This is a genomic window from Streptomyces sp. ADMS, from assembly GCF_033441795.1.
Lineage (GTDB): Bacteria > Actinomycetota > Actinomycetes > Streptomycetales > Streptomycetaceae > Streptomyces.
Genome location: NZ_JAVFVX010000042.1, coordinates 1 through 13134, shown reverse-complemented (window position 1 = coordinate 13134; position 13134 = coordinate 1). Strand labels below are relative to the sequence as shown.

The following is a 13134-nucleotide window of genomic DNA, read 5'->3' as shown; positions in this document are numbered from 1 at the left end:
CGGCGGCACGGGCAGCACAAGCGGCGCGAGCAGCACGGGCAACACCGGCGGCACGAGCAGCACAAGCGGCGCGAGCAGCACGGGCAACACCGGCGGCACGAGCAGCACAGGCAGCACGAGCAGCACAGGCGGCACAGGCGGCACGAGCGGCACAGGCGGCACAGGCGGCGCGAGCGGCACAGGCGGGCTTGTCTGAGGGGCGGGCATCCTTGTCCCCCTCTTTGACCGGATCCGCCGGACCGGTCCCCCGGGCGTCAGGGAACGGAGCGGCGGCTGCCCAGAGCTGACGTCGGTCCCGTGTGCCGGCGTTGTCGCCGTACAGCCCCCGTTCCCCTCCCCCGGTGTCCGCGACGTACCGGCGCACGGCCGTCCAGCTGGAGCCAGATCCGGACCTCCGTTCCGCCGAGCACCGACGAGCCGAGCCGCACGTCTCCGCCCGTCGACTCCGCGAGCCGGCGCACGATGTCCAGGCCCAGGCCGGTCGACCCCGCGCTCCCCGAGCCGCGCCCCCTGGCCATCGCGGCCTCGGGGTCGGTGATCCCGGGCCCCGCGTCCGACACCAGCACGATCACCGCGTCGTCGCCGTTGTGCACGTCGACCGCGAAGGCGGTGCCCTCCGGGGTGTGCCGGAAGACGTTGCCGAGGAGGGCGTCGAGGGCCGCGGCCAGGTCGGCGCGGGCCACGGGTATGCGCACCGGCCGCTCCACGCCGGCCACCCTCACCTTCCTCCCCTCGTCCTCCGCGAGCGCCGACCAGAAGGCCATCCGCTCGCGCACGACCTCGGCCGCGTCGCATCCGGCGCCCGGTCCGGCGACCGTCGTCTGCGGTTTGGCCTCGCGGGCGGTACGGATGATGGTGTCGACCTCGTGCTCCAGCTGGGCGACCGCGGCCCGGGTCTGCTCGGCGGCCGGACCGTCTCCGAGCGAGGCTGCGTTCAGCCGCAGCACGGTCAGCGGTGTACGCAGCCGGTGGGACAGATCAGCGGCCAACTCCCTCTCATTGGCGAGCAGTTGTACGACCTGATCGGCCATCGAGTTGAACGCGACCGCCGCGAGGCGCAGTTCGGCCGGCCCTTCCTCGGGCACTCTGGCACCCAGCTTTCCCTCCCCCAGTTCGTGCGCACCCTCGACGAGACGCTGAGCGGGCTGCACCATGCGCACGCCCAGCCGGTCGGCGACTGCGACCGAACCGACGACGAGGGCGGTACCGACGCCGGCGAGCACCGCCCAGGCGAGGCCGACGCCGTTGCTGACCTCGGAGTCGGGGACGTACACCTCGACGACGGCTATCTCACCGGAGCTGAGCGCGACCGGCTGGAGGAGGGTGGAGCCGCCGGACACCTCGGTGGTGGAGGCGCGACCGAGTCTCCGGGTGGTCTCGATGTCGGGGTCTGCGGCCCGCTGGCGTCCGAGGTCGACCGCGTTCGTGCCGCTGCTCGCGGGGATGTGCACGGCCAGGCCCGCGTCCGATCCGGCGGAGACGACGACCCGTTCCAACTGGTCGCGGTCGGTGGTGATGGAGAGGGCGGGGGCGACGGCGGCGGCCTCCCGCTCGGCGTTGGAGAAGGCGCGGTCGCGGGCCATCTCCCTGATGACCAGGCCGAGCGGCACGGCGAAGGCCACCACGACCATCGTCGTGACCGCCACACACACCTTGACCAGCGCCCACCTCATAGCGGCGGCTCCGCCCCGGGCGGCACCAACTTCACGCCGACGCCCCGCAGGGTGTGCAGATACCGGGGGCTGGCGGCCGTCTCCCCCAGCTTCCTTCGCAGCCATGACAGATGGACGTCGATGGTCTGGTCGTCGCCGTACGACTGCTGCCACACCTCCGCGAGCAGTTCCTTGCGTGCGACGACGACACCGGGCCGGCCGGCGAGGAAGGCGAGCAGGTCGAACTCGCGGCGGGTCAGGTCCAGTCGTACGCCGTCCAGTTCGGCCTGCCGGCGCAGTGGGTCGATGGCCAGACCGCCGACACGGAGAACCGTGGACGGAGGCGGGGTGTCTCCGGGCGTGGTGCGGGCCCGGCGCAGTACCGCGGCCATACGGGCCGACAGGTGTTCGACGGAGAAGGGTTTGGTGAGGTAGTCGTCCGCCCCCGCGTTGAGCAGGCGGACGATCTCCGTCTCCTCGTCGCGCGCCGTGGCGACGATCACGGGTACGTCCGTGATTCCGCGCAGCATCTTGAGGACCTCGGACCCGTCGAGATCGGGCAGGCCGAGATCCAGGATCACCACGTCGAAACGGAAGTGGGCGACCTCGCGCAGCGCCTCAAGGGCGGTGCCGACACTGCGCACGAGGTGCGCGGCATCGGTCAGATGCCGGATGAGGGCGGAGCGCACGAACTGGTCGTCCTCGACCACGAGCACACTTGCCATGCGCCGCACCGTACGCCATGCGGGCAGGCCGGGTCCGGCCCCTGTGGACAACTCCGCTGTGACCGCGCTCGGACACCCAACAGGCGACACCTGTGGGGCGCGTGAGGCAGTATGACCGGCGATGCGCAGAGGACTCGTACACCTTCTGGCGTGGACGCTGGCCACGGGCGCGGCGTCCACGATGACGTGGTGGGGTGTCCACACGGTGATGGCGGGAACGGCGTACGACCCGCCCCGCGCGCTCCCCATCGCGGCGGCCGACACGGCCCGGCAGACGCCGACCGCGCAGAAACAGAGGTCGAAGCCGCTGCCCACGGCGCCGAGCCCGGAGCCCACCCGCCCGGCACCCACAGCGACTCTTTCGCCGACGCCGACAGCCACCCCTGGTGCGACACCGGCCCCTTCGAAGACGCCGGCCACGGTGAAGGCGTACGACACCGACGGCGGGCGGGCGGTCTTCGACCTCGGTACGGACTACGCGACGCTCGTGTCGGCGACGCCCGGGGCGGGCTGGTCGATGCAGGTGTGGAAGACGGAGACGTGGATCCGGGTGGAGTTCGGCGCGGGCGCGGACCGGGTGACGGTGTTCTGCACCTGGCACGACGGCCCGCCGCGCGTGGAGGTCCTCACCTACTGACCCGACTTGCTGACGGCCGGGGTCAGCGGAACACCGACGGCGGTGGCGCCGGTGAGGCGACGGCCACCGCGTCCGTGACCGGTACGGCTCCGCCGGTGAAGTCGGTGAGGGCGCGGCCGTGTTCGAGGCGGGCGGGGTGCGGGTCGGAGGCGGCGCGGCGGGTCAGTTCGGCGATGGGCAGCGGGTGCGCGGAGCCGACGAGCACCGCGTTGCCGAACCGTTTCCCCCGAAGCACGGTCGGATCGGCGATCAGGGCCAGCTCGGGGAAGACGGCCCCGGCGGTGGCGATCTGGCCGCGCAGATGGGCGAGCGGCGGCCCGTCGGCGAGGTTGGCGGCATAACAGCCGGCGTCGTTCACGACCCTGCGTACGTCCGTCAGGAACTCGACCGACGTCAGATGGGCCGGGGTGCGCGCCCCGCTGAACACGTCCGCGATGACAAGGTCGGCCCAGCCGTCGGGGACCTTGGCGAGTCCTTCGCGGGCGTCGGTGGAGCGCACCCGGATGCGGGCGTTCGGGTCCAACGGCAGCTCTCGGCGGACCAGTTGGACGAGGGCCGCGTCCCGTTCGACGGCCTGTTGGGTGGACCGGGGGCGGGTGGCGGCGACGTACCGGGCAAGGGTGAGGGCCCCACCGCCGAGGTGCACGACCTGCACGGGCTTGCCGGGCGGGGCGACGAGGTCGATCACATGACCGAGGCGGCGCTGGTACTCGAAGGAGAGGTACGCCGGGTCGTCGAGGTCGACGTGGGACTGCGGGGCGCCGTCGATGAGCAGTGTCCAGGCGCGGGCCCGCTCCCGGTCGGGGATCAGCTCGGCGAGCCCGCCGTCGACCGTCTCGACGACGGACTCGGCGGCCGGCTGTCCGCGCCGCGCGTTTCTGGACTTTCCCATGCCCCCATTATCGGGGCGGGTCATCGGGACGGGCGCACGACCAGGGCCGGTCGTCCGGATCGGGTCAGCGGCGGTTGTCGGCGGCCTCGATGAGCCGGGCCGCCTCACCGAGGGCCGCACGGAGCACCGCCGGGTCGGTGGCCAGGTCCGCGTCCCCGGGCGGGAGCAGCCAGTCCGAGCCCTCGACGAAGGGTTCGGGATCGGGGAGCGCGAGGCTCAGGCCACGCCCGTTGGTCTCCGTGCAGATGCTGCCGGGGACGTCCCAGGCGGCGGCGGTGCCTGGCGGCACCAGGAAACCGAGGGTGTCGCAACCGTCGTCGTGCAGCACGGGACCGACCGCGTCGCCGGCACCCCGGCGCAGGATGTCGACCGCCTCCAGCCCCTGCCGCGCCGGAACGGTCACCAGGTCGCAGTTGGGCACTGCGTCCGACGCGGACGGCGCGGGCAACGCGAGTGATGTACGCGCACTGAACGACGTACACGGATCGGTGCTCTGACTGATCTCCAACCCGGCCTCCACCACGGAACCCCTCCTAGAACGAGCGGGTCGGGAGTTCGGGCGGCTCCCGGTCCACCGGGTTAAACGCGCCAGAACGTCAACGGCTACGGCGCAGGACCGCCGCAAAGGATGGCAGTTCATGGCAGATCGCGGATGAGATATCCGGTTTGTAGCCAAACCCCGCATGGCGGGTCGCACGCAGCGGGTACGTTCTTGCCCGCCGGAAACAGGGCGTCCGACGGAAAACTGTTCCAACTCGTCAGGAATCCGGCACGGTTCGACGGTTCGCAGAGAGGGCCCGGCCATGACGTCGTCAACGGTGACCTCGTCGCAGTCCCCCAGGCCGCCACGGCCGAACCTCGCCTTCCGGCAGTTGCGCGGCCAGCGCTCTCCGGGCGAGTTCGCCGCGGCGGTACGGCGGGCCGCCCGCGAGATCGGGGAGCGGGTCAGCTGTGACGCGCGTTACGTCGGTCGGGTCGAGGCGGGTGAGATCCGCTGTCCCAACTACGCGTACGAGCGGGTGTTCCTGCACATGTTCCCCGGCCGGACACTGGCCGACCTGGGGTTCGCACCCCGCTCGTCGGTACGCGGACGAGGGGCGCGCGAAACGGAGGACGCGCCCCCTGCGCACCTCGCGATCCCCGCGTACGGCACGGATGAGACGTCGGGGGCGTACGAGCCGTATGACATGCAGGACACGCAGTACCCGTACGAAACGCACGACAACTACGAGGAGAGCGACGTGCTGCGTCGCGTATTCATGGCGGGCGGTGCCACTGCGGCAGCCGCCTCCCTGAGCCCCTTCGGGCTCACGTACGAGGCTTCGGCCGCGGACCGTCCCATGCGCCGCGCCGGAGCCGGCGAGGCCAGCGCCCTCGAAGAGGCCGTACGCCGCATCAGAGTGCTCGACGACCGGCACGGCGCCGACGGCCTCTACCGGCGCGCGGCGGCACCCCTGCGCGCCGCCTACGAACTGCTCGACGCGGGCGCGGTACGGCAGGCCACCGCCGACCGGCTGCACGCGGGCGCCGGTGAACTCGCCATCTCCGTCGGCTGGCTGGCGCACGACTCGGGCCGCTTCGACGACGCACGTTCGCACTACGCGGAGGCGCTGGCGACCGCCCGGGTGTCCGGGGACGCGGCCCTGGAGGCGCACGCCTTCTGCAACACCGCGTTCCTCGCGCGTGATGCGGGGCGCCCGCGTGAGGCGGTCAGAGCTGCCCAGGCCGCGCAGCGCGTGGCCCGGCCCCTGGGCTCACCCCGCCTGATGTCGCTGCTCACGCTGCGCGAGGCGGGCGGCTGGGCGGGCCTCGCCGACCGCGCCGGCTGCGAACAGGCACTGGCGCGGGCCCAGTCACTGTACGAACGGGGCCCCTCGGAGGCCGATCCCGAGTGGATGAGTTTCTACGGAGAGGCCGAGCTGGAGGGCCTGGAGGCGCAGTGCTGGTCGACGCTGGGCGACTGGACCCGTGCGGCCCGGCACGCGCGCCGGGCGGCCCACCTCCAGAACCCGCACTTCACCCGCAACATCGCGCTCTACACGGCCGAACTCACCGATGACCTGGCCCGCGGCGGCCACCCGGACGAGGCGGCGACGGCAGGCATGCGCGTACTGGATCTGCTGGACGAGGTCCAGTCCTCCCGCATCCAGACAATGCTGGCGGCGACGGCGAGGGTGCTGTTGCCCCACCGGCGGGCGGCGGGGGTGTCGGCGTTCCTGGAACGCCACGCGAGCCTGCCGAGAATGGCGTAGCCGCGGGCCGGCGGGGGCTGATCGCGCGGTTCCCCGCGCCCCTCGAAGCGCCGGCCGACCGGCATTCACAGGAACCCTTCCGGCTGCAGGTCCGGCGGGGGCTGACCACACAGTTCCCCGCGCCCCTGAGGGGGCGCGTCTGCCTGCCCGGCCTGCGGGCAGGCGTGCCGCCAGGGGCGGCACGGGTGGGCGCGGGCGGGCCCGTCAGCGCCGGGTTGCGCGACCCACCCGACAGCCACCCATCACACCGCCAGGTGCCCCACGTCGTTCCAGTTCTCGATCGCCGGGTCCCCGTATGCCCATCCCAGTACCGACAGCGACGTCGGGTTCAGTCTGATCCGGGCCGCGAACTCGATCGGCAGCCCCAGCCAGCGCGCACCGATCGACCGCAGTATGTGCCCGTGCGCGAACACCAGCACGTCACGCTCCGCCGACCGCGCCCACTCGACCACCTCGTCCGCGCGCGCGGTGACGCCCTCCAGGCTCTCGCCCCCGGGCACCCCGTCCCGCCAGATCAGCCACCCCGGCCGGACGGCCTGGATCTCCGCCGGCGTCATGCCCTCGTACGCCCCGTAGTCCCACTCCATCAGCGTGTCCCACACGGCCGCCCGCTCACCGAACCCGGCGATCTCGCACGTCTCACGCGCGCGTGCCAGCGGACTCGTGCGCACCTCGGCCCCCGAAAGCCCGTCGAAGGGTGCCCGGTGCAGCCGTTCACCGAGCAGCTTCGCACCGCGCCGACCCTCCTCAAGGAGAGGGACGTCGGTCCTGCCGGTGTGCTTGCCGGACAGCGACCACTCCGTCTGTCCGTGCCGGGCCAGCAGGATACGCGGTGCCATGAGAAACCCTTCCGGGGAGAGACGGTAGGCGCGGCAAACAAGGAGGGAGGCGAACGGAGGGGGGCAACGAAGCGAATCGGAGGTACCGAATGACGGAAAAGCGAGGCGGAACCCCTCCATCATCGCGCACGCTGTCCGGGGGCAACCTGGGGGGCGATCTTTGCGTCCTCTGTGGCAGGGGCGCCGCACGGGGGCGTTCACTTACACCGTAAAATCGGACGAACCGCAGGCCACCGAGGATCGGAGGCGCAGCTCGACGGGGACAGAGAGTGGGAGAGACGACCGGATGCCGCGGACCGATACTGCACGCACCGAGACGGCCCCGCCCACCCGGCTCCGCTGGTGGACCGAGCTGCCACTGATCCTGCTGGTCTACGCGTGCTATTCGGCCGGGCGCCTTCTGGTGCGGGGCAACGAGTCGACCGCCGTCGAGCACGGACTGGCGATCCTCCGGTTCGAGAAGACCCTGCGCCTGAACGCCGAGCACCCGCTCAACCGCCTGTTCACCCGCGAACCCTGGATCGGTATACCGGCCGACTTCTGGTACGCGTCGCTGCACTACCTCGTCACCCCGGTCGTCCTGATCTGGCTGTTCCGGTCCCGCGCCGTCCGCTACCGGGCGGCCCGCACCTGGCTGATGACGTCGACCTTCATCGGCCTCGTCGGCTTCACCCTGCTGCCCACCTGCCCGCCCCGTCTGCTGCAGGCCGGCCACGGCTTCGTGGACACGATGGCCCAGTACAGCTCGTACGGCTGGTGGGGCGGCCAGGCCAGCGCCCCGCGGGGGCTCGGCGGTATGACGAACCAGTACGCGGCGATGCCGAGCCTGCACGTCGGCTGGTCGCTGTGGTGCGGAGTGATGCTGTGGCGGTACGGCGGTACGCGCATCACCAAGATCCTGGGCGTCGCGTACCCGCTGATCACCACCATCGTGGTCATGGGCACCGCCAACCACTACTTCCTCGACGCGGTCGCGGGCGCCGCCGTGATGGGCGCCGGGCTGCTGCTGGCACCGCTCGTCATCCGGAACGCGGACCGGGCGAAGGTGTGGCTCACGGACCGCGTCGCGCCCGTCGCGACGCGGTCTCGTGGCACAGAGGCCTCAATTGTCAGTGGTGGATGCCAGACTGCCCCGCGTGAGCGAATTCCAAGGCAGCGCGAGTCCGTCTTCGGGCCAGGTCCCGGGCCAGGGGCCGAGCCGGGTACCGCTTCCGCGGACGCGGGGGACGGCGCTGCGGCAGCGGCTCGCTGAGCTGCGCGGTCCCGCGGTCCCTCCGAAGGCACTGGACGCGCGCGCCCTCGCGGCCCTCGCCGCCAACCCCGGGTGCAGACGGCGCGCGATCCTGGACGGCGCGGGGGTGAACAAGGCGGCGCTGGCGAGCGCGCTGGGCTCACCGTCCGGATTCGGACAGTCCCAGTTCGCCCTGGTGCGGGGCAACACCTTCGAGGCCCGGGTCAAGGCCGACGGCGGCGCGGAGCTGCTCCGGCTGGTGCACGAGAACCTGGACCCGGGTGCCGTGCCGCCGGCGGAGGCCGAGGTCCCCGACCTCACGGCGACCGGACCGGAGGGCCGCACGGCGCGGACTGCACTGGCTCTGCGGGAAGCCGCACAGGCAAGGGCCGAGGGCGCCGGCGGCTGGACGCTCCTCGACCACCCGATGCTCGCCCTCGACGTCGCGGGCTCACCCGCCTTCCTGGAACCGGACGCGGTGGTCGTGCACCCGGACGGCACCTGGACGGTCGTGGAGATCAAGTCCTTCCCGATGCTGGACGGTTCGGCGGACCCCGCGAAGGTCGGCGCGGCGGCCCGCCAGGCCGCGGTGTACGTGCTGGCGCTGGAGGAGGTCGCCGCCCGGCTCACCCAGGACAGCGCCCCGGCGCCGACGGTGCGCCACCGCGTGCTGCTGGTCTGCCCGAAGGACTTCTCCAACCTTCCGGCCGCGTCCGCGGTCGACGTCCGCAAACAGCGCGCGGTGACCGGCCGCCAGCTGGCCCGGCTGACCCGTATCGAGGACATCGCCGGCACCCTCCCCGAGGGCACGTGCTTCGCCCCTGACCTGCCCACCGCCGAACTGACGGCCTCGGTCGAGTCGGTCCCGGCGGAGTACGCGCCGGAGTGCCTGTCCGCGTGCGAGCTCGCCTTCCACTGCCGCGACCGCTCGCGCGCGGGGGGCGCGGTGACGTCCCTGGGCCGTTCGGTACGGGCCGAACTGGGCACCCTGACCACGGTCGACGACGTCCTGGCGGCGGCCCACGGCCGGTCCGGTGACCCCGAGGACCCGACGGTGGCCGCGCTGCGCAGAGCGGCGGCCCTGCGCGCGGAGGCACTGCGCGGCGCCGACCTCGCCGCTCCGGAGCGGGAGCCGGAGGGAGCCGTATGTCGCTGATCACCACGCTCGCCCGTCTCGAAGCCGTCAGCACCGGCCGCGCCCAGCCCGCCGCCACCGTCCGGCACCGCCATCTGTCCGAGCGGCCCCTCGTCGTCGTACCGCTCACCACCGCCGGTGAGGCGGGGGCCCCGCTCGGGGCACTCGTGGGCGACGACCGGGACGCGCCCCGCCTCCTCGTCGTGCCGCAGCCGCGCGACCGTGACCTCAGGTTCGCGTTTCTCGCCGAACTCGCGGATGTCGTCCTGCCGTTCATCGACTCGTACGCGGACGCGGTGGAGGCCGCGGAGCGCAACGAGACCGATCCGGAGACCGGCAAACGCGTCAAGGTCGAGGTCGAACTGTGCGCGGACGCACCTCAGTTGATCGTCCCGAGCCGCGCCGGCATCGACTTCGTACGGCTGCTGGGGCGCTCGATGCGGTTTCGGCGTACGGCGGAACAGGACCCGGAGACGCCGTTTCCCGCACCGCCCCGGGTGCCGTTGCTCGGCCGCTGGTTCACGCACTACGGCGAGCGCGCCCGGGTCCCCGGCTCCGCCCTCCTCCTGGCCCTGACGGACGTGCTGTCGCGGCACTGGGCGACCGGGCAGTCCACGCTGGAGGACCAGCACCTGGGCGCGCTGCTCGCCTGGATCGACCCGCCGGACGGCGCGTCGGGCGCCGAGGCCGCGCTGCGGGCCGAGTTGGCGCGGGACGCGAAGGGGCAGCTGCTGTGTCCGCCGGCCGGTCCGGCGACCGACCCCGCGTTCGACAACAAGCTGTTGGCCCCCGCGATCGAGAACTACAACCGCGCCCGGACCGCGCTCGCCGCCGCCGAGGACGGCGAGTCGGCGGACGACCGTCTCGGTGAACTCAGCGCCGCCGAGCGGGAGATCCGCGCCCTCGTCGAGAGCCGTACGCGGCCCACCTGGGACGCGGTGTGGCGCGGCCTCGACCTGCTGCGGACACTGCCGGAGGGCGCCCACGCGGCCGACCGGTGGACACGCGACCGCTGGTCGTTCACCGGCCACCGCGACCGGGTCACCGCGGGCGAGCCCCCGCAGCCGCGCCGCGACGACGCGGTGACAGCGGCGAACAAACTGGCCACGCGCGAGCGCGAACAGGCGCGTCTGGAGGCCCAGGAGGCCTTGGACGACCCGCTGGTGATGGCGGGGCGGCGGCTGGCCGGGGAGGCGTTCGCGGGCGAGGTCACGGACGTCGCCATGACGTACAGCGAGGGCAAGCGCCCGAGCCCGCGCCCGCTGGTCACCGTACGCACGGACGACCGCCCGCAGCTCGGCGAGCGGGCGAAGGTGTACCGCTCGCTGGGCGGCAAGCCGCAGGCGGCGGAGTTCGTCGGTCATGCGGAAGACCAAGGAAACGAGGGAAAGCGCGACGAGGGGAAGGGCGACGAGGGGGCTGCGCTGATCGTCCTGCGCGTGGTCGACAAGATGGGCCGGGGCAAGGAGCCGGATGCCGGGTCGGTGCCCGGGAAAGGGGACCTGGTCTGCTTCACGCTCTTCGAGCACGAGCAGCGGGGCGGCGCGAAGCTTCCCGACCCGGAGCAGACTCCGTGGACCCACGGCGGCCCTCCGGGCGAGGAGGCGGCGACGGTGCCCTCGCCCGATCCGGTGACCGAGGAGGATGTCCTGTGACCGCCGCTCATATCCCGCAGGCCGCCTTCGATCCCGGGGCCGCCGCCGGCCGGGCGACCGACGCGATCCTCCGCGACACGCTGCACGGCACGCACCGCGGAGTCGTCGTCGACTCGCCGCCCGGGGCCGGGAAGTCGACGCTCGTCGTCCGGGCGGCGCTCGAACTCGCGGATGCCGGGCGCCCGTTGATGGTCATCGCGCAGACCAACGCCCAGGTCGACGACCTGGTCGTCCGCCTCGCCGAGAAGAACCCCGAGCTGCCGGTCGGCCGCCTGCACAGCAGTGACTCCGACCCGTACGACAAGGCACTGGACGACCTGCCGAACGTACGGAAGTCCGCGAAGGCGGCCGAGCTGGCGGGCCTGGACGTGGTCATCTCCACGGCCGCCAAGTGGGCCCATGTCAAGGTCGACGAGCCGTGGCGGCACGCGATCGTGGACGAGGCGTACCAGATGCGCTCGGACGCGCTGCTCGCCGTCGCCGGACTGTTCGAGCGGGCGCTGTTCGTGGGCGACCCCGGCCAGTTGGACCCCTTCTCGATCGTCGGCGCGGAGCAGTGGGCGGGCCTGTCGTACGACCCGTCGGCCTCGGCGGTCACCACCCTCCTGGCCCACAACCCCGAGCTCCCCCAGCACCGCCTGCCGGTGTCCTGGCGGCTCCCGGCCTCGGCGGCGCCGCTCGTCTCGGCCGCCTTCTACCCGTACACCCCGTTCCGCAGCGGCACCGGCCACGGCGACCGGCGGCTCGCCTTCGCCATCCCGTCGGACGGCTCGGGCCCGGACCGGGTGCTCGACGAGGCCGCCGAATCGGGCTGGGGCCTGCTGGAACTCCCCGCCCGGCACACCCCTCGCACGGACCCCGAGGCGGTACGCGCGGTCGCCATGGTCGTACGCCGAACGCTGGACCGGGGCGGCGCGGCCACCTCGGAGCGCGGCCCCGGTCCGACGCCCCTGACCGCGGACCGGATCGCGGTCGGCACCGCGCACCGGGACCAGGCGGCGGCGGTCCGGGCGGCACTCACAGAGCTGGGCGTCACGGACGTCACCGTCGACACGGCGAACCGACTCCAGGGGCGGGAGTTCGACGTGACCGTGGTCCTGCACCCCCTCTCGGGCCGCCCCGACGCCACCGCCTTCCACCTGGAAACGGGCCGCCTCTGCGTCCTGGCCTCCAGACACCGGCACGCGTGCGTGGTGGTGTGCCGGGCAGGCGTGACGGACCTACTGGACGACCATCCGTCCACGGAGCCGGTGCAGTTGGGGGTGACGGTGAAGTTCCCGGACGGCTGGGAGGCCAACCACGCGGTGCTGTCGCATCTCGCGGAGCATCGGGTCACCTGGCGGCCATGACCTGCGCTCCGGGCAGCCGACCGGCAGAAGCGCATGGCGGCCGTAGCCGCAGATCAGGCGTCTCGTGGGCCGGTCCCGGGGCCCACTTGCGTGGGCAGGGGACAATGGACGGTGGCCCGGCTCGACCGGCGGGGCCATTCGACCGTGTGCCGTACATGCCGTGGTGCATGACGGGTACGTACGAACGGTGCGGACCGAACGAGGAGGAGAAGACATGGCGGAGCCCACGCCGCGTCGCAACGAACCGCGGCTACGCCCCGCGCCCCTGCTCTTCGAGCCCACTCAGGTGGCCGACGACCCCGAGCACTTCTTCGACCTGGAGTCGATCGACGACCCCCGCGCGCTGCTGACCCGCGCCACGGAACTGACCCACGCGTTCCGTGCCGCGACCGACCGCGCGGTCGAGTTCCAGGCGATGGCGGCGGCCCAGCTCGCCGACCCGCGCCGCTTCGACCGGCTGACCACGGCCGACATCGCGGAGCGCGCCGACTGGACCGAGGACTACACGCGGAAAATGGTCGACTACGGCCGTGAGCTGCTGCGCGGCGGCGGGGAGAGCGCCAGCGGCGGGGGCGGCGGTATCGGCGGCCCCGGTCACGGTCACGTCGACCCGGTCTGATTCACCCGCTCGGTCCGATTCGGTAACGGCTCGGTCCCAGCCGGCCCGGGGCCGGTCCCAGCCCGGTCCGGGGCCGGTCCGGGGCGACTCTGGTGCGCAATTCCTCGGGGCCGCTGGACTGCACTCCGCGACCTGCGGCGACGCGGCC

The 13134-nt window shown here is 72.9% G+C and carries 12 protein-coding genes; 7 read left to right on the top strand and 5 right to left on the bottom strand.

Translation table 11 applies throughout. From position 1 onward, the window contains the following. Positions 1–254: 254 nt before the first annotated feature. Both RB628_RS19630 and RB628_RS19625 read right to left on the bottom strand, forming a co-directional pair. On the bottom strand, positions 255–1673 hold the full coding sequence (locus RB628_RS19630; RefSeq protein WP_318321784.1) for a HAMP domain-containing sensor histidine kinase: 1419 nt from the start codon (positions 1671–1673) through the stop codon (positions 255–257). Beyond that, positions 1670–2377: a response regulator transcription factor gene (locus RB628_RS19625; RefSeq protein WP_318321783.1), complete on the bottom strand. Its 708-nt coding sequence runs from the start codon at positions 2375–2377 to the stop codon at positions 1670–1672. The genes RB628_RS19630 and RB628_RS19625 overlap by 4 nt, the downstream gene beginning before the upstream one ends. A gap of 121 nt (positions 2378–2498) precedes the next feature. Between RB628_RS19625 and RB628_RS19620 the strand changes: the two genes are divergently transcribed. Beyond that, positions 2499–3014: a hypothetical protein gene (locus RB628_RS19620; protein WP_318321782.1), complete on the top strand. Its 516-nt coding sequence runs from the start codon at positions 2499–2501 to the stop codon at positions 3012–3014. 22 nt (positions 3015–3036) lie between these two features. Here the strand turns inward: RB628_RS19620 and RB628_RS19615 are convergent, their stop codons facing one another. Further along, the gene (locus RB628_RS19615) at positions 3037–3906 is read right to left on the bottom strand and encodes a fused MFS/spermidine synthase (RefSeq protein WP_318321781.1); all 870 of its coding nucleotides are present in this window, start codon (positions 3904–3906) and stop codon (positions 3037–3039) included. Positions 3907–3970: 64 nt separating this feature from the next. Then, on the bottom strand, positions 3971–4429 hold the full coding sequence (locus RB628_RS19610) for a hypothetical protein (RefSeq protein WP_318321780.1): 459 nt from the start codon (positions 4427–4429) through the stop codon (positions 3971–3973). Between the two features lie 280 nt (positions 4430–4709). Between RB628_RS19610 and RB628_RS19605 the strand changes: the two genes are divergently transcribed. Further along, positions 4710–6158, top strand: a complete 1449-nt coding sequence (locus RB628_RS19605; protein WP_318321779.1) for a hypothetical protein — start codon at positions 4710–4712, stop codon at positions 6156–6158. A 242-nt stretch (positions 6159–6400) separates the two neighbouring features. Here the strand turns inward: RB628_RS19605 and RB628_RS19600 are convergent, their stop codons facing one another. Continuing rightward, complete coding sequence (locus RB628_RS19600; RefSeq protein ID WP_318321778.1) at positions 6401–6997, bottom strand: histidine phosphatase family protein; 597 nt, start codon at positions 6995–6997, stop codon at positions 6401–6403. Between the two features lie 286 nt (positions 6998–7283). Here RB628_RS19600 and RB628_RS19595 point away from each other — a divergent pair, with 286 nt between their 5' ends. The 5 genes from RB628_RS19595 (at position 7284) to RB628_RS19575 (ending at position 12986) form a co-directional block, all read left to right on the top strand. Beyond that, positions 7284–8249, top strand: a complete 966-nt coding sequence (locus tag RB628_RS19595; protein ID WP_318321777.1) for a phosphatase PAP2 family protein — start codon at positions 7284–7286, stop codon at positions 8247–8249. After that, the gene (locus RB628_RS19590; RefSeq protein ID WP_318321829.1) at positions 8230–9384 is read left to right on the top strand and encodes a hypothetical protein; all 1155 of its coding nucleotides are present in this window, start codon (positions 8230–8232) and stop codon (positions 9382–9384) included. Before RB628_RS19595 ends, RB628_RS19590 begins: the two co-directional genes overlap by 20 nt. Beyond that, positions 9375–11018 carry a hypothetical protein gene (locus RB628_RS19585; protein ID WP_318321776.1) on the top strand — a complete coding sequence of 548 codons (1644 nt, stop codon included), beginning with the start codon at positions 9375–9377 and terminating at the stop codon, positions 11016–11018. Before RB628_RS19590 ends, RB628_RS19585 begins: the two co-directional genes overlap by 10 nt. After that, entirely contained in the window at positions 11015–12367 is a 1353-nt protein-coding gene (locus RB628_RS19580; protein ID WP_318321775.1) for an AAA family ATPase, read from the top strand. The genes RB628_RS19585 and RB628_RS19580 overlap by 4 nt, the downstream gene beginning before the upstream one ends. A gap of 214 nt (positions 12368–12581) precedes the next feature. Beyond that, on the top strand, positions 12582–12986 hold the full coding sequence (locus RB628_RS19575) for a hypothetical protein (RefSeq protein WP_318321774.1): 405 nt from the start codon (positions 12582–12584) through the stop codon (positions 12984–12986). Positions 12987–13134 lie beyond the last annotated feature (148 nt).